The sequence below is a fragment of the Amycolatopsis sp. FDAARGOS 1241 genome (genome assembly GCF_016889705.1).
Classification (GTDB): domain Bacteria; phylum Actinomycetota; class Actinomycetes; order Mycobacteriales; family Pseudonocardiaceae; genus Amycolatopsis.
This window is the reverse complement of record NZ_CP069526.1, coordinates 6,548,798-6,568,213: the sequence shown is the minus strand read 5'-3', so window position 1 is coordinate 6,568,213 and position 19,416 is coordinate 6,548,798. Positions and strand designations below refer to the sequence as shown.

The following is a 19,416-nucleotide window of genomic DNA, read 5'->3' as shown; positions in this document are numbered from 1 at the left end:
CGCGGCCCGGGGAGGGGGTGAGCGAGGTTGTCCGAGCCGACGCAGGGGGTCCTCGGGGCACCGCCCGCCGAGCAGGACACCACCGCGCGTCCGCTTCGCGCGTGGCAGCGCCGGGCTCTCACGAAGTACCTGGCCACCAGGCCGCAGGACTTCCTCGCGGTCGCGACGCCGGGCGCCGGCAAGACCGTGTTCGGGCTGCGGATCGCGGCGGAGCTGCTGTCGGACCGCACGGTCGAGGCGATCACGATCGTCACGCCGACCGAACACCTCAAGCACCAGTGGGCGGCCTCGGCCGCGGCGGCGGGCATCGACATCGACTCCAACTTCCGCAACACCACCGGCGTCACGTCGTCGGACTACCGCGGCGTTGCCGTCACCTACGCGCAGGTGGCCGCGCACCCGACGTTGCACCGCGTGCGTACGGAGAACCGCAAGACGCTGGTGATCCTCGACGAGATCCACCACGCCGGCGACGCGAAGTCGTGGGGTGACGCCACGCGCGAAGCCTTCATGCCCGCCGTGCGGCGCCTCGCGCTGACGGGGACCCCGTTCCGCAGCGACGACTCGGCCATCCCGTTCGTGACCTACGAACCCGACGCGGGTGGCTTCCAGCGCAGCAAGGCCGACCACAGCTACGGCTACGCCGACGCGCTCGCCGACGGCGTGGTCCGGCCCGTCGTCTTCCTCGCCTACTCCGGCGAGGCCTCCTGGCGCACCAGCGCGGGGGAGGAGTTCACCGCTCGGCTGGGCGAGCCGCTGACCGCCGAGCAGAACGCTCGTGCCTGGCGCACGGCCCTCGACCCGGCGGGCGAGTGGATCCCCTCGGTGCTGCAAGCCGCCGACACGCGCCTGTCGCAGGTCCGCCAGGGCGTGCCGGACGCCGGTGGCCTGGTGATCGCGACCGACCAGGAGTCGGCCCGCGCGTACGCCAAGATCCTGCACCGCCTCTGCGGCGAGATGCCCACGCTGGTCCTCTCGGACGACCCGAAGGCCTCGGGGCGCATCAAGGAGTTCTCCGATTCCACCGACCGCTGGATCGTCGCGGTCCGGATGGTGTCCGAAGGTGTCGACGTGCCGCGGCTCGCGGTCGGCGTGTACGCCACGAGCGCGTCGACGCCGCTGTTCTTCGCCCAGGCCATCGGCCGCTACGTGCGAGCGCGCAGGAAGGGCGAGACGGCGAGCGTCTTCCTGCCCAGCGTGCCCGTGCTGCTCGAACTCGCCAGTGAGCTGGAGGCGCAGCGCGACCACGTGCTCGGCAAGCCCCACCGCGAGAAGGACGGGTGGGAGGACGAGCTGCTCGCCCAGGCCAACCGCACCGAGGACGAGCCGGGCGAAGAGGAGAAAGCTTTCACCTCGCTCGGCGCGTCGGCCGAACTCGATCAGGTGATCTACGACGGCAACTCGTTCGGTACCGCCGTCTTCTCCGGCTCCGACGAGGAGCAGGAGTACCTCGGCCTGCCCGGGCTGCTCGAGCCCGACCAGGTCCGCGCGCTGCTGCGCAAGCGCCAGGAGGAGCAGCTCGCCGACGAGAAGCGCCGCAAGCCGGAGGCCGAGAAGACCGCGCCGGCGCCCGCGCGACCTCAATCGGTGAGCGAGCGCCTCGGGTCGCTGCGCAAGGAGCTCAACGCCCTCGTCGGCGTGTACCACCACCGCACGAAGAAGCCCCACGGCGCGATCCACAACGAGCTACGCAGGGTGTGCGGCGGTCCGCCGACCGCCATGGCGACGGTGGAGCAGCTCGAGGAGCGGATCGTCACTCTGCGTTCCTGGTAGCGGTCGGCCGTCCGGGCAACGGTGAGTTCGGCGAAAGGCCGGGGCACCGGCGCCGATGTCCGAATCCTGCCGCCGTGGGCGTGACGCCAGGATCAGCGCCCCACGACTGGTTCCGCTCACGAAGCGTGCCCGGGGCGCTGCACTGCGGGTTCGGCTCACGAAGAGTCAGCCTCGACCGAGAGCGTCACGCTGGGTGCGCGCCGGCGATCACTCCGTCAGTGGATCTACCCTTTCCGGGCTGTGTTCAGCCCGCGTTGCCGAACCGTGTCCAATTGGTGTCATTTAATCGATCCCGCTATCTTCCGCGAAGCAGCTCGGCGGCATATGTTGTCGGCCACAACATATGCGCAGCGGTGCGCCGGGCTCCCGGATCGCCGCCGCGAGCATGATCCGGAAGGAACGAGGATGCGCAGCAGAACCCTTACCCTCCTTGCCGCCACGGCGAGCGCCGGCTTGGTGCTCACCGCGTGCGGTGCCAACTCGAACACCGGGGGCTCGGGGGACACCTCCGCCTCGGCTTCCGCTCCGGCGGGCGGCGGCGCCAACGGCAAGGTCGGCGTGATCCTGCCCGAGACCGCCACCTCCGCCCGGTGGGAGGCGTTCGACAAGCCGATGCTGCAGGCCGCTCTCCAGGCCCAGGGCTTCAGCGCCGACATCCAGAACGCCCAGGGTGACAACCAGAAGTTCTCGACGCTGGCCGACGGTTTCATCAGCCAGGGCGTCAAGGTCCTGGTCATCGCCCCGTCCGACCCGGCCGTCGGTGCCGCGATCGAGGCCAAGGCGAAGACCGCGGGCATCCCGGTCATCGACTACGACCGTCCGAGCCTCGGCGGTTCGGCCGGCTACTACGTCTCGTTCGACAACGAGAAGGTCGGCGAGCTGCAGGCGCAGGGCATGGCCGACGCGCTTAAGGACAAGAAGGGTGCCGCGGTCGTCCAGCTCGAGGGCGCCCCGACGGACAACAACGCGACCCTGTTCGGCGACGGCCACGACAAGGTCCTCAAGCCGCTGTACTCCTCGGGCGCGCTGACGCTGGTCCAGAAGCAGCCGATCAACGACTGGGACCCGCAGGTCGGCGGCACGACCTTCGAGCAGATCATGACCCGCGTGGGCAACAAGGTCGACGGTGTCGTCGCGGCGAACGACGAGCTCGCGGGCGCGGTCATCACCGTGCTGAAGAAGTACCAGCTCAACGGCAAGGTCCCGGTCACCGGCCAGGACGCGACCGCGGCCGGCCTGCAGGCGATCCTGCGCGGTGACCAGCTGCTGACGATCTTCAAGCCGATCAAGCAGGAGGCGGACAACACCGCCAAGCTGGCCGCGGCGCTGGCCAAGGGCGACACGGCCGCCGCCGACGCGATCGCCACCGGCACGCTGCACGACCCGAAGAACAACCGTGACCTCAAGTCGGTTCTGCTGACCCCGCAGCTGATCACGGTCAACGACGTCAAGACCGTGATCCAGCAGGGTTACGTCAAGGCGTCCGAGGTCTGCACCGGCGACGTCGCCGCGAAGTGCACCCAGTACGGCATCAGCTGACCCGTACCGCGTAGCACCAACCCAGCAGCCGGGCCGGGATGCGTACCCCGACGACGCATCCCGGCCCGGTACCCACGCGAGAGAACAGCGAACCCCATGAGTGAGCCCATTCTCGACATCAAAGGCCTGAACAAGAGCTTCGGTCCGGTCCACGTCCTCCACGACGTGGACTTCGCCGTGCGGGCCGGTGAAGTGACCGCGCTCGTCGGCGACAACGGTGCCGGCAAATCGACGATGGTCAAGTGCATCGCCGGCATCCACCCGTACGACACGGGCACGGTGAAGTTCAACGGCCAGGAAGTCCACATCCACAACCCGAAGGACGCCGCCTCCCTCGGCATCGAGGTCGTCTACCAGGACCTCGCGCTGGCCGACAACCTCGACATCGTGCAGAACATGTTCCTCGGCCGTGAGCGCGGCAGCAGCTGGCTGATGGACGAAGCGAGCATGGAACAGGCCGCGCGCGAAACGCTGGCCTCCCTCTCGGTGCGCACCGTCAAGTCGGTGCGCACGCCCGTGTCCGCGCTCTCCGGTGGTCAGCGCCAGACCGTGGCCATCGCCAAGTCGGTGCTGTGGAACAGCAAGGTCGTGATCCTCGACGAGCCGACCGCCGCTCTCGGTGTCGCCCAGACCCGCCAGGTCCTCGACCTGGTCCGCCGGCTGGCCGAGCAAGGTCTCGGTGTGGTGCTGATCAGCCACAACATGGCGGACGTCTTCGAGGTCGCCGACCGCATCGACGTGCTGTACCTGGGCCGCCTGGTCGCCGAGGTCCAGACCAAGGACGTGACGACGAGCCAGGTGGTGGAGCTCATCACCTCCGGCCGCTCGGGCGACCTCGGCCTGGCCCGCCCCGAATCCGTCGTGCTGTGAGCAACGAGAAAGAAAACCGGACATGACTGAGACCCCTGCGAAGTCCGCCAAGCCGGACGCGGCGATCGCCGACTTCGGCATCGACACCACGTCGATGTCGACGGGCGAGGCGATCAAGGACTACTTCGCGCGGATGAAGGACGGCCAGCTCGGCTCGATCCCCGCCGTGCTCGGCGTGATCGTCCTGGCGATCCTCTTCAGCGCCCTCTCGAGCGACTTCTTCACGCTGCGCAACATCGCGAACCTGCTCGCGCAGGGCGCGGGCCAGACCATCATCGCGATGGGCATCGTGTTCGTGCTGCTGCTGGGGGAGATCGACCTGTCGGCCGGTACCGCGTCCGGTGTGGCCGCCTCGCTGATGGCACTGCACTACGTGCGCAACGGCAACCTGCTGGGCTCGATGGGCACCGGCGTGTTCATCACGTTCATCGCGGTGCTCGCACTCGCCGTGATCCTCGCGCTGCTGCAGCGGATCTGGGCCGGCGCGGCGGTGTCGCTCGTCGGCATCGTGGTGATCCTGATCGGAGCTCCGCAGAACGCGTGGCTGGAGATGGTCATCGCGATCACCACCGGCACCGCCATCGGCTGCATCACCGGTTTCCTCGTGTCGAAGATCGGCATGCCGTCGTTCGTCGTGACGCTGGCGCTGTTCATCGTGTGGCAGGGCGTGATCCTGCAGTTCATCGGTGAGGGCGGCACGCTGCCGATCAGCACGGACGACACCCTCAACGCGGTGGCCAATGGCAACCTGTCGGTGCTCGGCAGCTGGGTCCTGTTCATCATCTCGGTCGGCGGCTACGCGCTCATCGCGCTGGGCCAGCACTTCTCGCGGCTCAAACGCGGTCTCGTGGTGCAGCCGACGCCGATCGTCCTGTTCAAGGTCGGTGTGATCGCGGTGATCTCCGCCGTCGCGACCTATCTGCTGACGCTCAACCGCTCGTCCAACGACGCCGTGGTGATCGACGGCGTCCCGTACGTCGTCCCGATCGTGCTGGTGCTGCTGTTCGCGGGCACCTACGTGCTCAACCGCACGAAGTACGGCCGGCACCTCTACGCCGTCGGTGGCAACCAGGAAGCGGCCCGCCGCGCCGGTATCAACGTCGCGAAGCTGCGCACCAGTGTGTTCGTGATCAGTTCGTCGTTCGCGGCGATCGGCGCGATCGTGTACTCGTCGAAGATCGGCTCGGTCAACCCGCAGTCCGGTGGCCTCAACACGCTGCTGTTCGCGGTGGGTGCCGCGGTCATCGGCGGCACGTCGCTGTTCGGCGGCAAGGGCCGGATCATCGACGCGGTCATCGGTGGTGCCGTGCTGGCGATCGTGAACAACGGTCTCGGCCTGCTCCAGCAGTCGGCGGCCGTGGTGAACATCGTCACCGGTCTCGTCCTGCTGCTCGCCGCCACGGTCGACGCGCTGTCGCGGCGCCGAGCGGCTGCGTCGGCGCGCTGACGCCCGATGTCACGCACAAGCCGGTGACGAACTCACCCGTCGCACGACCGGACGAGGTGCGCCGGCACAACCGCACGACGCTGCTCCGTCTGCTGCACGTCGGCGGGCCGAGTACCCGGGCGAGCTTGGCAGCGGAGCTCGGGCTCAACCGGAGCACGATCAAAACGCTCGTCGACGGCCTCGCGGAAGCCGGGGTCGTCGAGGAGCGGGTCCCGAGGCCGGGCCGAGGGGCGGGCCGTCCCTCCCTCCTGGTCCTGCCCCAGCCCCACGCGGCGGTCGTGCTGGCGGTCGACCTGCAGGTCGAGCACGTGGCGCTCGCGCTCGTGGGGCTGGGCGGCCAGATCCTGGGCCGCAACAGCTGGAACCTGCGCGGGCGCATGCGGGAGGCCGACGAGGTCATCACGCACGTGATCGAGTCGGCCGCCGTGCTCGCCGGCGACCTCGGGGTCACGCCCGTGGCCGTCGGGGTGTCGGTGCCCGGGGTCGTGCGGCGCGCCGACGGCCACGTGCACGAGGCGCCGAACCTGCGCTGGACCGACGTCGCCCTCGGCGAGCGGTTGTCCGCCGTGCTCAACATCCCCGTCCTGGTCGGCAACGACGCCGAGCTCGGCGCCCTCGCCGAGCACCTGCGCGGCGCGGCCCGCGGTTCGTCCGACGCCGTCTACGTGTCCGCCGACGTCGGAGTCGGTGGCGGCGTGATCGCCCAGGGCTCGTCGCTGCGAGGTGGCGCCGGGTACGTCGGGGAGATCGGCCACATGGTCATCCGCCCCGGCGGCCGCGCCTGCTACTGCGGCAGCAGCGGCTGCTGGGAGACGGAGATCGGGGAGGCGGCGCTGTGCCGCGCCCTCGGCCTGCCCGAGGACACCGCCCGCGGCGCCATCCTGTTCGAGTTGCGTGAGCTGGCCCGCGACCCCGAAGCGGCGGCCGAGCGGCTCGCCGAGTTCGCGGAGTGGCTGACGCTCGGGCTCGTCAACGTGGTGAACCTCCTGGGGCCGCAGCTGGTGGTGCTGGGCGACCTGCTCACAGTGCTGCCGGACTCGGTGATCCGCTCGGTGGCCGCGGAGGTCCGCCGGCGCAGCCTGGTCAGCCGGGCGGTCGGCGGCACACGGATCGTCAGCTCGGCGCTGGGCGCCGACGTGAAGCTCCTGGGCGCGGCCGAGGTCGCGTTCGAAGTGGTCCTCGACACGGTCTGAGACCTGGACCCGCGGAAGGCGGCAGGTGTCCGCGCACCTGCCGCCTTCGCCGTCACTGGGGGCTAACCGGACATGAATCGTCAGGGGTGGCCGGAATTGCGCTTCCGGCCCGCGTGAGGTTCACCACGATTCGATCCGAATTCGGACACGGCCCGGTTTCGCCCGGGCTTTGCCTGTCGGGCCGGACAGGAATTGTCAATTCCGCACCCGGTGCGAAAAGGGAAGTTGCACAGGCCAAGTGGCGTTCGGCATTCGCACAGCGCTGTTCGGCCATCGGTTGTCCGAAGCTGCGCTGTTCGGCACTGGGTTGTTCGGACCGGCCTGTTCAGCGACGGTATCCGGTGCCGACGGTGATCCATCGGGGCCGCTGTGCCGAGCCGGTCGGCCCAGCGCCCGCCCGGCGGTGCGCTCGTGCGGACCCGGATACACCGGAGGCGGCAGGTGCTCCGCGCACCTGCCGCCTCCGAGTCGAGTTTTCGTTTCCCTGCGGGCCCCTACTTCTGGATCTCCGCGGCCAGTTCCTTGAGCTTGGCCTCGTGCTCACGGGCGTGGTGCCCGCAGAAGAGCAGCTCGCCTCCGGAGCTGAGGACGGCGCGTACCTGAGCCGCGGCTCCGCACCGGTCGCAACGGTCGGCAGCGGTCAGTTCGGGGCGGGTGAGCGTCGGTGATGTCATGGGAGTCTCCCTCCGTCCCGGTACCGGTCGCCCGGTACCTCGATCCAGCTACGCCCACTTCGGCAGTGATGCCCTCGGCGGGGATCGCCTCCGGCTCCGCGTGTTCGTGCTTCCAATATTGCAGACGTTTCGTGGCCCGCAAGTGTTCCCGCTCCGGTGGGACCTGTGTCACGCCGAATTACCCCGGTTGCCGTAGTGGTGTCCCGCTCCTTAGGACAACGACACCTGCGCACTGCGGTTTTCCGAGGTCAGGCACCATGCGGGAGTGAGTTCTACGCTATCGGAGAAACGCAGCGCGACCATTCCCGCTCCGGTCTTGTTCGTTCTCAGCGGAATTTCGATGTATGCCGGCGCGGCCATCGCGGTGGGGCTGTTCGGGCACGGCTCGCCCGCCGGCGTGGCCTGGCTGCGTTGCCTGGGGGCGGCCGTCGTGCTGGTCGCGTGGCGGCGGCCGCGGCGGGCCGCGTGGCGAGGGCGGCGGTTCCTGCTCGCCGCGGCGTTCGGTGTGGTCACGGCGGTGATGAACGTCGCGTTCTACGAAGCGATCGCCCGGCTGCCGCTGGGCACCGTCGTCGCGCTGGAGTTCGCCGGGCCCGTGGTCGTCGCCGCGGTGGGCTCGCGCAGGCGGCGGGATCTCGGCGCGCTGGTGCTGGTGGCGGCCGGCGTCGTCGCGATCGCCGACGTGCGGCTGGCGGGTGGCGCGCTGGGCGTGGTGTTCGCCCTGGCCGCCGCGGCCGCGTGGGCGGGCTACATCGTGCTCGGCAAGCGCGTCGCCGTGGCCGGTGACGGCATCGACAGCCTCGCGGTCGGCTTCGCCGTGGCCACGATCGTGCTCTCGCCGCTCGCGGCCGGTACGGGCGAAATGTGGTCTTCGCCACGTATGCTGCTGCTCGGCATCGGCGTCGGGGTGCTGTCCACCGTGGTGCCCTACGCGCTCGACCAGCTCGCGCTGCGCCGCGTGGGCCAGGCCCGGTTCGCCGTGCTGCTGGCGCTGCTCCCGGTGACGGCCGGCGTCACGGGCTACGCGCTGCTCGCCCAGGTGCCGAGCCTGCCGGAGGCGCTGGGCACGCTCGCGGTGGTCGCCGGGGTCGCGCTGCGTGGCCGGGACGACGGCGCCGGTCCCACTGCCGGCGCGGGCAAGAGCGCCGGCGTTGGCCGGGATCACCCCGAGCAGCGATACTGACCCGATCCCCGGGAGGTGGCGATGACCAAGGCGGCGTCGGCGGCGGCGAAGGACCTGGCCGCGGCCGGGGTGAGCGGGGTCCACCTCGCCTGGGCCGACAACAACGGCATCCCGCGCTCGCGCATCGTCCCCATCGGCGGCCTCGCGTCCGCCGCCGAGCGCGGGATCGGCGCGACCTCGTTGTTTCCCGTGTTCGACAGCCACGACGCCATCACCTACGGCCACGCCGGTCTCTCGACCCCCTCCGGCGACATCCGGCTCGTGCCGGTCATGGAGCGCCTGCGCCGGCTCGCCGGTCAGCGCTCACTCGCCTGGGCCCCCGCGCGGCAGGTCGCCGCCGACGGCTCGCCCTGGCCGTACTGCCAGCGCTCGGTGCTGGAGCGCCAGGTCGCCGAAGCCACCCGGCGTGGGCTCGAGTTCCGCGCCGGCTACGAACTCGAGTTCACCGTGACGCCGGTGGGCAGCACGGACGTCGCGGCGGCACCCGGGCATCCCGGCCCTGCCTACAGCCCACACGCGCTCGTCGGCCTCGACGGGTTCGTCGCGGCCCTGCTGCACGACTTCGCCGCGAACCGCCTGGAGATCGGCCAGCTGCACGCCGAGTACGGCGTGGCCCAGCTGGAGCTCTCGCTGGCCGCCACGGATCCCCTGTCGGCTGCGGACGACCAGCTGCTGGCCCGCCAGACCATCCACGCTGCCGCGCACGCCCACGGCCTGGCCGTGAGCTTCGCGCCGCTCGTGAGCCTCGCCACGGCCGGCAACGGCTGGCACCTGCACACGTCCGTGCACCACCGGGGCGGCAACCTGCTCGCGGGCGAGGGACTGCCGGTCGACGACGGCGCCGCCTACCTCGGCGGGCTGCTGCGGGACCTGCCCGCGCTGACCGCCGTCACGGCTCCGAGCGTGCCGTCGACGATGCGGCTGCGGCCGGGCTTCTTCGCCGGCGCGTACGCGTTCTGGGGCGTGGAGAACCGCGAAGCGCCGCTGCGTTACGTGCCGGGGTCGGCGCTGCTCGGTCCGGACCACGCGAACGTCGAGCTCAAGACGTCGGACGCGTCGGCCAACCCGTACCTCGCGCTGGCGGTCGTGCTGGCCGCCGGGATGGCCGGGATCGAGGACGGCGCACCGCTGCCGGCGCCCATCGGCGAGGACCCGGGCGGCTGGACCGAGGGGGAGCGCGAGACGCGCGGCGTGCTGCGGTTGCCCGCGAGCCCCGCCGAGCAGGACGCCGCGCTGCTGGCGTCGCCCCGGGTGTCCGGGGTCCTCGGTGACGAGCTGCTGGGCGCGTTCCGGGCGGTGCGCGCGTCGGACGCGGTGTGGGCGGCCGACCGCACCCCCGAAGAGATCGTGGCGGCGCACCTGTGGCGGTACTGAATCCCCTGCGCGGAGCGGCCGCGTGAGCGGGCTCTCCGCGGTGCAGTGGCTACCCGGCGCGGCCCGGCTGGTGGCCGAAGCGCGCGCCGAGCTGCCCCAGAAGGACGGGTTGGCCGCGGCGTTCACCGCGCTGGCCGCGCTGCGCGCCGCCGGGCTCGCCGTGCCGGACCAGGACGAGGTCGCCGCGGCGGCGGGCACGGTGCGCGCGCCGGGCGGTCCACCGGCCGGCGCGAAGGGCCGGGACGACTTCCGGCTGCCGATCCCATGCGACGCCGCGGCAGCTGGCACCGAGCCGGCGGCGCTCGCGGCAGCCGTGGAAACCTTGTCGGGCAAGCGGTTGCGGGTCGTCCCGGCGGTGCCCGCGTCGGGGGAGTGGTCCGCCGCCGCGGTGTTCGAGCTGCTGGCGGCGCTGTGGGACGTGCCGCGCGTCGCCGTGATCGCGCGGCTCGACCCGGCCGAGCTGGGCTCGCCGGACACGCCGGAGCGCGCGCTGCTCGACTACCTCCACACGGGCGTCCCTCCGTTGTGGACGAACCGCTGGCGCCCGCCCGGGTACCACCACGTGCTCCTGGCGGGCGTGCGTATCGGCGCCGAAGGCACGCTGGTGTCCGTTGTGGACACCTACGCCGTGCTGGGGGACAACGGGGTCCACGACCAGCCGCTGGAGTGGGTCACCGCCGCGCTGGCCGGAAGCGGTGCGCTGCTGCTGATCGCGGACGTGGCCCACGCCGGTGTGCTCACCGCAGCGGTCACCGGCGCGGGGCTGGCCGCGCGGTTCCCCGGTTAGGTCCCGGACTTCGCCCGGTTCCCCGGGGCGAGCCGGGAGTGCTTGCGGCCGTAGAAGAAGTAGATCAGCAACCCCAGCACCAGCCACGCGGCGAAGCGGATCCACGTGAGCACGTCGAGGTTCAGCATGAGGTAGAAACACGCGATCGCCGCGATGATGGGCGCCACGGGTGAGAACGGCACCGTGAACGGGCGCTTGAGGTCCGGGCGCCGCTTGCGCAGCACCGGCACGGCCACCGCGACGATGATCATCGCGGACAGCGCGCCGATGCTCACCATGTCCGACAGGGCGTCGATCGGGACGAACGCCGCCAGGACGGCGATGAGGACCGCGCCGCCGATGGTCATCCGGTGGGGGGTGCCCCAGCGCGGGTGCGTGGTGCCGATGGCCTTCGGCAGCAGGCCGTCGCGGCCCATCGCGAAACCGATGCGCCCGATGGTCACGAGCTCCACCATCATCACCGACGTCAGCCCCGTGACCGCGCCGAGCGAGATCAGCGCGCCGACCCAGTGCCGGCCGACGCTGTCGAACGCGGCCGCGAGCGGTGCGCCGGTGTCGATGTCGGTGAACGGAATCATGCCCGTGAGCACGATCGAGACGGCGATGTAGAGCACCGCGCACACGGCGAGCGCGCCGAGGATGCCGACGCGCAAGTCCTTGCGCGGGTTCACGGTTTCCTCACCGAGGTTGGCCAGCGCCTCGAACCCGGTGTAGGCGAAGAACACCACGGCCGCCGCGGTGACCACGCCGGCGATGCCGTACACGGACTGCTCCAGCCCCAGTGCGGCCTGGACCACCGGTTGCTCCAGCACGCCCGACCCACCGGAGGGCGGCTGCGCCGGCGGGATGAACGGCGTGAGGTTGGCGCCCTTGATGAAGAACACCCCGACGACGACGATCAGCACGCACACCGCGACCTTCACGACCACGAGCACGTTGGTGAGCCACGCCGACTCCTTGATCCCCAGCACGGCCACGACCGTCAGCACCGCGATGATGAGCACCGCGCCGAGGTTGACCTTCGCGTCCTCACCGAACCACGTCGGCGACAGGCCCAGCAGGTTCGCCAGGTACCCGGACCAGCCGCGCGACACCACGGCGGCGCCCAGCGCGAACTCCAGCAGCAGGTCCCAGCCGATGATCCACGCGAACACCTCACCGAGCGTGGCGAACGCGTAGGTGTAGGCGCTCCCGGCGGTCGGGATGCTCGAGGCGAGTTCCGCGTAGCAGAGCGCCGCGAGGCCCGCCACGATCGCGCCGATCACGAACGACAACGTGACCGCCGGCCCGGCGTGCGTCTTGGCTTCGACGCCGGCGAGCGTGAAGATGCCCGTCCCGATGATGATCCCGACGCCGAACCCCACCAGGTCGCGTCCCCTGAGCCGCCGCTTCAGCTCGCCCGAGTCCTGGCGCTTCAGGACCTCGTCCACGTCCAACGTTCTGCGCACACCCATGGGGGAACGTTAGAAGCTCACGGCTTGGCGCGCAGAACGGTGCGCCCGTCACTTACCGGTACCCCAGTTTCCTGGGCGAGGATCGTGACCTGCACGCGCGAGCGCAGGACGAGCTTCGCGAGCACGCGCGAGACGTGCGTCTTCACGGCGGTCTCGCCGATGCGGAGCCGGGCGCCGATCCCGGCGTTGGCCAGGCCCGCGCCGAGGCAGGCCAGAACCTCGCGCTCGCGGCCGGCGAGGTCGCCCGCGGGCATGGTCGCGGGCTTCTCCGCCGACTGGGCGAACGCCGTGATGAGCTTGCGCGTCACCTGGGGCGCGAGCACGCCTTCGCCCGCGGCGACGAGTTTCACCGCTTCGATCAGGCGCGGTGCTTCGACCGACTTGAGCAGGAACCCGGCCTCGCCGGCGCGAAGGGCGGCGTGCACGTACTCGTCGAGGTCGAACGTGGTCAGCACGAGTACTTCCGCCAGGCCTTCGGCGATCACCTCGTGCGCGGCGGTGGCGCCCTCGGTGCCGGGCATGCGCACGTCCACCAGCACCGCATCGGGTTTGAACGCGCGGGCCTGCCGGACCGCGGTGGCGCCGTCGGCGGCCTCGCCGATGACTTCGATGCCCTCGGCGTTGCCGAGGATCAGACCGAGGCCGGCCCGGATCGCCCCGTGGTCGTCGGCCAGTAGCACCTTGACCGTCTCGCTTGTCCCTCAACCAGCGGCAGTTCCGCCCGGACCACCCAGCCCGAGCCGGCCGGGCCCGCGCTCAGCATCCCGCCCGCGCGTTGGTAGCGCCTCCTGCGCGATCCGGAACGCGGTGAGGTCGGCGGCCGCGGGCAGGCCGGTGGTTGCGTCCACTGTGGAGTATGCGAGCACGTCCATGCCGGTGGCGCGTGCGGATTCCACGAGCCGGGAGTGCTCGGCGAGGCGGGCCGGGGACGTGGTTGCCTACTGCTGGTCGCCACCGTCGGAAGCGCTGCGCAGCAACGTGATCGTCCTGCGCATCTCGTCGAGCGCGCTCACGCTGTTCTCGCGCACGGCCTCGAGCACCGCGCGCGACATCTTCGGATCGGCCGCCATCGACAGCGCCGCCTCCGCGTGGATCGCGGTGGCCGAGAGGTGGTCCGCGATCACGTCGTGCAGGTCGCGCGACATGCGGGCCCGCTCCGAGGCCACCGCCGCGCGCCGGTCGAGCTCGGCGATCTCCGCGAGCTGCTCGGCGTTGGCGCGCTCGGCCGCCGCGACGTCGCGCTGCCGGCGCCCGTTGGCCGCCCACCACACCGGCACCAGCAGGAACGGCAGGACCCCGAGCGCGCCCACGACGGTCACCCGCCACTGCGTGGACACGGCCGGTGCGGCGACGAGCACCGCGGGCGAAGCCGTGGCGGCCAACCCGATCAGCACGTGGCTCGTGCGCCGTGAACCGTGGAGCGTCAAGGCGTACAGGAAGTCGGTGTACACCGCGACGACCGGCAGCGACAGGCTCAAGCACAGGTCCGCCGCGGGGTGCCCGGTGGCCAGCAGCAGGCCACCGGGCACCCAGCGGCGCAGGAACGCCGGCCCGCACAGCGCCGCGAGCTCCAGCAACCGGTCCCGCAGCCCGAAGCCGTCGGCGCCCGGGATCAGGCGGTGGACGCCGATGAGGTACACGCCAGGGCGACGACGAACACGAACACGACGAACACGAACACGGCGATGAGGCCGTCTTCTTGCCACGCGGGCAGCTCCCGCGGCTTGAACAGGTCGGTCGCAGCGGCACGCCCGGCTGACCATGCAGCAGGCCGAGGAGTTCGATCACGACGTCGCCTTCCCCTGCTCGACCGAGTCGTGCTCGCCGAACACTTCGGTCCACAGCGGGCCGGCGACGAGCCGGATGCCCGTCAGCGTGCCCAGCCGCGGCAGCCAGTCCCGCAGCGGCCCGACCTGGCCGGGCCGGCCGATGACGAGAATGGCCGCCCGCAGCAGCACGGCGGCGATCACGCCGGCCAGTACGCACTTGAACCACTCACGCCACTCGCGGCGGACCTTCGCCTTGCTGCGCAGCTTCGGCGCAGGCGGCGGGCCTCCGGCGAAGCGGTGAGCGAAGCGCACGTCGGCCCGGCGGACCATGCCGGGGCCGAACACCAAGCTGAAGCCCAGGTACCCGGCGGCGAGACCGTGGGACAGGGTGGGCGCCGGCGCCGCGGGCCAGGTCGGCCACCGTGGCGGACAGCGCCCCCACGTCAGTCACGGGCACAGCCGCCAGTAGCACCGTGCTGAACTTCTTCATCCGCAGGGCGTCGGGCGACGAGCCCGCCGGTGAACAGCGCCGGCGGCCTGATCAACCGCTTGGCCGGCTCCGGAAACCCCAGCTGGTTCGTCCAGCTGCACCTGCTGCCGCCGTCGCTGCACGTCGCGGCCGGCGGGGTGCTCCTGTCCGGCTCGCAGTCCCGCAAACGCCGCCGCGACCAGCCCTGACCGGGCTTACACTGGGCCGATGGCCGACGCGACCGGCAGCGTGGCCGGGCCTCTCGTCCTCTTCGCCGTGGTCAGTCTCGCCCCCTCGGCGCTGTTCTGGTGCGCGTTGAAGGTGCCGGTCCTCGTGCACTGGGTGGTGGACCGGCGCCGTGCCCGGCTCGCCTCCGCGGACCCACCGGTGGAACGCCTGTCGGCGGACCTTCGCCGCGTGCACCGGCTGCTGGCCGCGTATCCACCGGGCACCCCCGCGGCTCGCCGGCTGGGGACGCGCCAGGCGTACGACGAACTGCTGACGACCGCGTGCCGCGAGGTCGGCGTTGCGCACTGCCTGGACTCCGTGCCGGAGGGCCTCGACCGCGATCTCGAACGGCTGCGGGTGGAGGAGTCGTTGCGGCACGAAGGGCTCGCGGTTCCCTGAGTGGGTACGGCGCCGGTGTTGTCCAGTGCGTGCTTGCTGCCGAAGCCGGCCCGCTTCACCGGACGCGGCCGGTGGCGTTGGTACCACCGGCTGGTGCGCAAGGCAGTACCCCGGCTGTACCGCCAGGCGTCGGCGGGCCGCTACGGGGTCGTGCCGGCCCTGTGCGGGCCCGGCGGTGCACACGTCGACGCCGGGTGGTGGATCGCTGGGCGGTGACCGGCACACCCGCGACGGCTACCTGCGGTGGTGGCAGCGGGTCTTCCGGCTCACCACCGCGCTCCTGCGAGTCCACTCGGTCGTCGTCAAGGGCCCGCCGTGGCGCACCACGGTCCACACCGACTGGACCGACCACCTCACCACCCGGGATGGACATTCCTTCACCAACCACGGCAGCCACGTCGCCGTCCTGCGCTGGGGCCGCATCACCGCGCTGAGCTACGACTGGGACGAGGACGTCGTCCGGCGCGCCTGTGTACACGACGCGCGCCTAGGCGTCCCCGACGCCACCGCCGTCCCGATCAGCGATTGACGCCGTTCTCACCCGGGGACCACGGCCGGGGTGCCAGGATGATCACATGGACTTCCGCCCCCTCGAACGGCCCGCCGGGGCGTTCCAGCAGCCCCTGACCCCGGAGCAGATCGAAGCCGTGTTCGAGCGGGTGATCGGGCCCGGCACAGAGGTCGAGTCGGCGACGGAGCTGGGCTGGGGTGGTTACAACACCACCTACCGAGTCGAGCTGGCGGACGGGCCCGTGATCCTGCGCGTGGCGCCCGAGCCGGCGCGGCAGACGCGGATCGAATGGCAGTTCATGCGCAACGAGTACCTCGCGACGCCCTACTTCGCGCCCATCGCGCACCTGCTGCCGCGCACGGCCGCGGCGGACTTCACGCACGAGCTGGTGCCGCGGGACTACGTGGTGCAGGCCGTGCTGCGCGGCAAGGCGGGGCCGGACGTGCTGCCGGCGTACCCGCCCGCCGAGCGGGGGCCGTTCTACCGCGAGCTGGGCCGGCTCACGCGGCTGGTCCACGGCGTCTGCGGGTCCGGCTTCGGCGCGGTCGCGGGGCCGCACTTCGCGACCTGGAGTGAAGCGCTGGTGGCCTACTTCGCCGACACCGCGCTCGACCTGGAGGACCGCGGCCTCGTCGCCGCCGACGTGCGTGAGGTGGGTGAGCTCGCCTACCGCGACGCGGCGTTGCTCGACGAAATCACCGAACCCCGGCTGCTGCACGGGGATCTGTGGACGATCAACGTGATGCTGGAGGCGGACCTCACCGTCACCGGCGTCTACGACCACGACCGCAGCTGGTGGGGCGACCCGGCGGCCGACTGGCCGATCCGGATGGCGCTGGCGAAGCCCGGCGCGGAGCGTGATGAGTTCTGGGCGGCGTACGGGCCACTGGACGACTCCCCGAACGCCCGCCGCCGCATGCTCTACTACCGCGCCCGCCACCTGGGCGCCCTGCGGCTGGAGCGCCACCGCCTCGATCGCGAGGAGAAGCTCGCCGACTCCTACGACGAGCTGGCCGCCGTGCTGGACGAGCTGCGTTCAGGACGGGTCGGAGCCGCGTAGTGCGGCCCACCAGAAACCGAACCCGGCGACGAGCACGGTGATCGTCAGCCAGCCCGTGAAGCCGCTGCCGTCGACGACGGCCCAGAACGCGCCGACCACGGGCGCGACGACGAGCACCGGCAGGTCTGCCCGGAACTGCCGGGCGAGCGGCACCGGCCGGGCGGCCGCGCGGGAGCGTTCCTCGTCGGGCTCGGCGGGGTTGTCCAGGCGCCGCCCGCGCGGCTCGGCGTCGCGCACGGTGCCCGCCGGGTACAGCACCTCGTCGCCGAGGGACACCGCGACGTGCCGGTCGCGGCGCACGTCTCCGTGGACGGTGACCTTCGTGGGCGTGGGCAGGCCGATCAAGGCAGGGGAGAAGTACACGGGGATCCACCGCGGCGTCGCGGTCTCGGTCTCCAGCCACGAGCGCGTGAGCAGGCCGCGCTGCACCTTCACGCGCCGCACCGGCACCGGTGAACCCGCGGGAGCCCGCGCGGGCCGGACGAACCGCGTGACCAGCAGGAGCCCGTCGACGGCCAGCACCACCAGCGCGGCGACCACCGTCACCGTGGCGTAGGTCGACGCGCGGTCTTCCGCCACCAGGGGAGCCGCGTCGCGGATCACGGCGCGCGCCGGCTGCGCGGGGTCGTACAGCACCGGGACCTGCGCATCCGTCATGGGCGCCGACCCGTCGAGCTCGACGGTCGCGGTCGCCGGCGAACCTTCGACGAGGAACCGCACGGTCGTCGAACCGTCGTCGGCGCGCACCACGGTCGCGGTGGCCGGCGTCGTCAGCTCGCGCAGCTGCGCCTGGGCGTGCGAGAACTCCAGCAGCTGCAGCACGAACACCGCCGCGCACACGACGAGCACCACCGCGCTCGTCACGAGGACGTGGCGCACCGGCCGCAGCCGCAGGAACCTCCGCACGAGAACCACCTTAACCGTCTACAAAGGAAAGAGCGGCGCGAGCCGGGGCCCGCGCCGCTCTTCGGCGAGCGCTTGCTGCTGTTACTTCACGAAGCCCATCTTGACGAAGTCGTACGGGGTGTTCGCGTAGCCGGGCGAACCAAAGTTGCCCAGGGTCTTGCGCACAACGAAGGCACCCGGCGCCTGGAAGATGGGGAGCTGATGGCCCACCGCCCAGATTTCCTTGTCGGCGGCGTTGATGTCCGCGGCCCGCGCGGTGTCGTCCAGTTCCTGCGCCGCGGTGTCGAGCAGCTGGTTCAGCTTGTCGTCACCGATGTGGCCGTAGTTCTGGTTGATGTTCTTCGGGTCGAGGTAGTAGATGCCCTTGCTGCCGCCGATCGGGAACGAGTTCGACAGCCAGCGGAACAGCGTCACGTCGAAGTTGCCGACGTTGACGTAGTTCTTGAAGAACTCGGTGGTTGGCACCGACTGCACGTCCAGCTGCACCCCGATCGCCTTGAGCTGCGACAGCAAGATCTGCGAGATCTGCTGGCTGATCGGCGTACCCGACGGGATCACCAGGCGTACCTTGAGCGGCTTGCCGTCCTTGGCGCGGAAGTCGCCGGACTGCTTCCACCCCAGCTTGTCCAACGCGGCCTTCGCGGCGTTCACGTCGAACTTGTACGGACCGGAGTTGTCCTGGTAGTTCTTGTCTCCCTTGAGGTAGAGGTGATTGCCCAAAGGCGTGGTGTCCTTCTGCATCTGGCCGAGGATCGCCTTGGAGATCGAGACCGTGTCGATGCCCCGGATGATCGCCAGCCGCAGATCCTTGTCGGCCAGGATGGACGACGACGCACCGTTGAAGGTCAGGTGCGTGTAGTCGGGGTTGTTGGACTGGCGGATCACGCCGTTGGGGTCGGCCTGCCCCCGCTTGTAGGTGTTGATGTCGCTGTTGGTGTTGTAGAAGTCGATCTGGCCGTTCGCGAACGCGTCCGGCTGCGCCGCGCGGTCGACGACCTTGAACGTCACCGTGTCCAGCTTGGGCTTGTCGCCCCACCAGCTCAGGTCACGTTCGAGCACGACCTGCTTCGCCGTCGAGTCGATGCTCTTGACCTTGAACGGACCTGCGGTGATCAGCGGCTTCGTCGCCCACGCCTTGTTGAAGGTGTCGGCGTCGGCGTTCAGCTCCTTCGGGTACAACGGGTTGAACAGCGACTTCCATTCGGCGAACTTCTTGCCGAACGTCACCTTCACGTCGAGGTCGTCGGTGCCCTTCTCGACCTTGGCGATGTCCTCGTACCCGGTGGTGCCGGAGACCTGGTAGGCCGGGTCCTTGCCGCTGAGGACCTTGGCCTGTGCGGCGAAGTCCTCCCACGAGAACTGCCGCCCGTTGCTCCACTTGGCCTTCGGGTTGATCTTGTACTCGATCACTTGCGGGTCGGTGCTGACGACCTCGGCCGAGGTCAGGTAGTTCTTGTTCAATGCCACCGAGGCGTCGGCGTTCTGCGTGAACACATAGGGGATCATCGCCCCGTCCATGTACGCGCCGTCAGCGACGGTTCCGTCGACCTCGTTGTAGTTCCAATTGTCCGGCAGCTGGTCCACGGGCCACTTGAGGTCGCCGCCGTCCTTGAGATTCTCGACCGGCTGTGGGTTGATGTCCGCGGTCTTGACCCCTTGGCTGCCGGCGTCCTGGAGACCGCTGTTGCCGCCGCTTCCGCTGCCGCCGCCGCAGGCGGACAGGATCAGCCCCAGTGCGGCAACGGGAGCCACGAGCGTGGCCATCCTCCGTCGCATGGTG

The 19,416-nt window shown here is 70.9% G+C and carries 20 protein-coding genes; 12 read left to right on the top strand and 8 right to left on the bottom strand.

Annotated features, from left to right (window positions below):
* Positions 1 to 27 precede the first annotated feature (27 nt).
* From I6J71_RS32075 to I6J71_RS32055, 5 genes are all read left to right on the top strand, one after another.
* Complete coding sequence (locus I6J71_RS32075) at positions 28 to 1,773, top strand: DEAD/DEAH box helicase (RefSeq protein WP_204090272.1); 1,746 nt, start codon at positions 28 to 30, stop codon at positions 1,771 to 1,773.
* A gap of 405 nt (positions 1,774 to 2,178) precedes the next feature.
* Entirely contained in the window at positions 2,179 to 3,312 is a 1,134-nt protein-coding gene (locus I6J71_RS32070) for a sugar ABC transporter substrate-binding protein (protein ID WP_204090271.1), read from the top strand.
* Positions 3,313 to 3,408: 96 nt separating this feature from the next.
* The gene (locus I6J71_RS32065) at positions 3,409 to 4,182 is read left to right on the top strand and encodes an ATP-binding cassette domain-containing protein (RefSeq protein ID WP_204090270.1); all 774 of its coding nucleotides are present in this window, start codon (positions 3,409 to 3,411) and stop codon (positions 4,180 to 4,182) included.
* A 22-nt stretch (positions 4,183 to 4,204) separates the two neighbouring features.
* The gene (locus I6J71_RS32060) at positions 4,205 to 5,629 is read left to right on the top strand and encodes a sugar ABC transporter permease (RefSeq protein WP_204090269.1); all 1,425 of its coding nucleotides are present in this window, start codon (positions 4,205 to 4,207) and stop codon (positions 5,627 to 5,629) included.
* Positions 5,630 to 5,652: 23 nt separating this feature from the next.
* On the top strand, positions 5,653 to 6,822 hold the full coding sequence (locus tag I6J71_RS32055) for an ROK family transcriptional regulator (RefSeq protein ID WP_204090268.1): 1,170 nt from the start codon (positions 5,653 to 5,655) through the stop codon (positions 6,820 to 6,822).
* A gap of 494 nt (positions 6,823 to 7,316) precedes the next feature.
* On the opposite strand, the gene I6J71_RS32050 is transcribed toward I6J71_RS32055, so the two are convergent.
* Positions 7,317 to 7,496: a hypothetical protein gene (locus I6J71_RS32050; RefSeq protein WP_204090267.1), complete on the bottom strand. Its 180-nt coding sequence runs from the start codon at positions 7,494 to 7,496 to the stop codon at positions 7,317 to 7,319.
* Positions 7,497 to 7,836: 340 nt separating this feature from the next.
* Between I6J71_RS32050 and I6J71_RS32045 the strand changes: the two genes are divergently transcribed.
* From I6J71_RS32045 to I6J71_RS32035, 3 genes are read left to right on the top strand one after another with little or no spacing between them, the layout of a single operon-like run.
* A complete protein-coding gene (locus I6J71_RS32045; protein WP_204090266.1) occupies positions 7,837 to 8,679 on the top strand; it encodes a DMT family transporter in 843 nt (280 codons plus the stop codon).
* Between the two features lie 21 nt (positions 8,680 to 8,700).
* Complete coding sequence (locus I6J71_RS32040; protein ID WP_204090265.1) at positions 8,701 to 10,053, top strand: glutamine synthetase family protein; 1,353 nt, start codon at positions 8,701 to 8,703, stop codon at positions 10,051 to 10,053.
* Between the two features lie 22 nt (positions 10,054 to 10,075).
* A complete protein-coding gene (locus tag I6J71_RS32035; RefSeq protein ID WP_204090264.1) occupies positions 10,076 to 10,840 on the top strand; it encodes a hypothetical protein in 765 nt (254 codons plus the stop codon).
* On the opposite strand, the gene I6J71_RS32030 is transcribed toward I6J71_RS32035, so the two are convergent.
* From I6J71_RS32030 to I6J71_RS32015, 5 genes are all read right to left on the bottom strand, one after another.
* The gene (locus I6J71_RS32030) at positions 10,837 to 12,294 is read right to left on the bottom strand and encodes an APC family permease (protein ID WP_204090263.1); all 1,458 of its coding nucleotides are present in this window, start codon (positions 12,292 to 12,294) and stop codon (positions 10,837 to 10,839) included. The two genes, I6J71_RS32035 and I6J71_RS32030, sit on opposite strands and share 4 nt — an antisense overlap.
* Before the next feature lie 17 nt (positions 12,295 to 12,311).
* Positions 12,312 to 12,974, bottom strand: coding sequence for a response regulator transcription factor (locus I6J71_RS32025; RefSeq protein WP_204090262.1), 663 nt, complete (start codon positions 12,972 to 12,974; stop codon positions 12,312 to 12,314).
* A gap of 21 nt (positions 12,975 to 12,995) precedes the next feature.
* On the bottom strand, positions 12,996 to 13,190 hold the full coding sequence (locus tag I6J71_RS49170) for a hypothetical protein (RefSeq protein WP_239154038.1): 195 nt from the start codon (positions 13,188 to 13,190) through the stop codon (positions 12,996 to 12,998).
* Positions 13,191 to 13,232: 42 nt separating this feature from the next.
* Positions 13,233 to 13,934 carry a sensor histidine kinase gene (locus I6J71_RS49165; RefSeq protein WP_239154037.1) on the bottom strand — a complete coding sequence of 234 codons (702 nt, stop codon included), beginning with the start codon at positions 13,932 to 13,934 and terminating at the stop codon, positions 13,233 to 13,235.
* Positions 13,935 to 14,078: 144 nt separating this feature from the next.
* Positions 14,079 to 14,393, bottom strand: a complete 315-nt coding sequence (locus I6J71_RS32015; RefSeq protein WP_204090261.1) for a hypothetical protein — start codon at positions 14,391 to 14,393, stop codon at positions 14,079 to 14,081.
* A gap of 189 nt (positions 14,394 to 14,582) precedes the next feature.
* Here I6J71_RS32015 and I6J71_RS32010 point away from each other — a divergent pair, with 189 nt between their 5' ends.
* The 4 genes from I6J71_RS32010 to I6J71_RS31995 all read left to right on the top strand — a co-directional run bounded on the left by I6J71_RS32010 (position 14,583) and on the right by I6J71_RS31995 (position 16,730).
* Positions 14,583 to 14,741, top strand: coding sequence for a hypothetical protein (locus I6J71_RS32010; RefSeq protein ID WP_204090260.1), 159 nt, complete (start codon positions 14,583 to 14,585; stop codon positions 14,739 to 14,741).
* A 19-nt stretch (positions 14,742 to 14,760) separates the two neighbouring features.
* Positions 14,761 to 15,159 (top strand): hypothetical protein, encoded by a 399-nt coding sequence (locus I6J71_RS32005; RefSeq protein WP_204090259.1) that lies wholly within the window; start codon positions 14,761 to 14,763, stop codon positions 15,157 to 15,159.
* Between the two features lie 175 nt (positions 15,160 to 15,334).
* On the top strand, positions 15,335 to 15,688 hold the full coding sequence (locus I6J71_RS32000; protein ID WP_204090258.1) for a nuclear transport factor 2 family protein: 354 nt from the start codon (positions 15,335 to 15,337) through the stop codon (positions 15,686 to 15,688).
* A 46-nt stretch (positions 15,689 to 15,734) separates the two neighbouring features.
* Positions 15,735 to 16,730, top strand: coding sequence for a phosphotransferase family protein (locus I6J71_RS31995; protein WP_204090257.1), 996 nt, complete (start codon positions 15,735 to 15,737; stop codon positions 16,728 to 16,730).
* On the opposite strand, the gene I6J71_RS31990 is transcribed toward I6J71_RS31995, so the two are convergent.
* Positions 16,707 to 17,636, bottom strand: coding sequence for a hypothetical protein (locus I6J71_RS31990; RefSeq protein ID WP_204090256.1), 930 nt, complete (start codon positions 17,634 to 17,636; stop codon positions 16,707 to 16,709). The genes I6J71_RS31995 and I6J71_RS31990 overlap by 24 nt on opposite strands.
* 81 nt (positions 17,637 to 17,717) lie before the next feature.
* Positions 17,718 to 19,412 (bottom strand): ABC transporter family substrate-binding protein, encoded by a 1,695-nt coding sequence (locus I6J71_RS31985; protein WP_239154036.1) that lies wholly within the window; start codon positions 19,410 to 19,412, stop codon positions 17,718 to 17,720.
* Between the last annotated feature and the right edge of the window lie 4 nt (positions 19,413 to 19,416).

Coding starts and splice junctions, on each gene's coding strand:
- I6J71_RS32005 (WP_204090259.1), top strand. CDS start 14,761: ATGGCCGACGCGACCGGCAGCGTGGCCGGGCCTCTCGTCCTCTTCGCC.
- I6J71_RS32030 (WP_204090263.1), bottom strand. CDS start 12,294: ATGGGTGTGCGCAGAACGTTGGACGTGGACGAGGTCCTGAAGCGCCAG.
- I6J71_RS32045 (WP_204090266.1), top strand. CDS start 7,837: ATGTATGCCGGCGCGGCCATCGCGGTGGGGCTGTTCGGGCACGGCTCG.
- I6J71_RS32040 (WP_204090265.1), top strand. CDS start 8,701: ATGACCAAGGCGGCGTCGGCGGCGGCGAAGGACCTGGCCGCGGCCGGG.
- I6J71_RS32015 (WP_204090261.1), bottom strand. CDS start 14,393: ATGGTCCGCCGGGCCGACGTGCGCTTCGCTCACCGCTTCGCCGGAGGC.
- I6J71_RS32060 (WP_204090269.1), top strand. CDS start 4,205: ATGACTGAGACCCCTGCGAAGTCCGCCAAGCCGGACGCGGCGATCGCC.
- I6J71_RS32065 (WP_204090270.1), top strand. CDS start 3,409: ATGAGTGAGCCCATTCTCGACATCAAAGGCCTGAACAAGAGCTTCGGT.
- I6J71_RS32050 (WP_204090267.1), bottom strand. CDS start 7,496: ATGACATCACCGACGCTCACCCGCCCCGAACTGACCGCTGCCGACCGT.
- I6J71_RS32070 (WP_204090271.1), top strand. CDS start 2,179: ATGCGCAGCAGAACCCTTACCCTCCTTGCCGCCACGGCGAGCGCCGGC.
- I6J71_RS31995 (WP_204090257.1), top strand. CDS start 15,735: ATGGACTTCCGCCCCCTCGAACGGCCCGCCGGGGCGTTCCAGCAGCCC.
- I6J71_RS31985 (WP_239154036.1), bottom strand. CDS start 19,412: ATGCGACGGAGGATGGCCACGCTCGTGGCTCCCGTTGCCGCACTGGGG.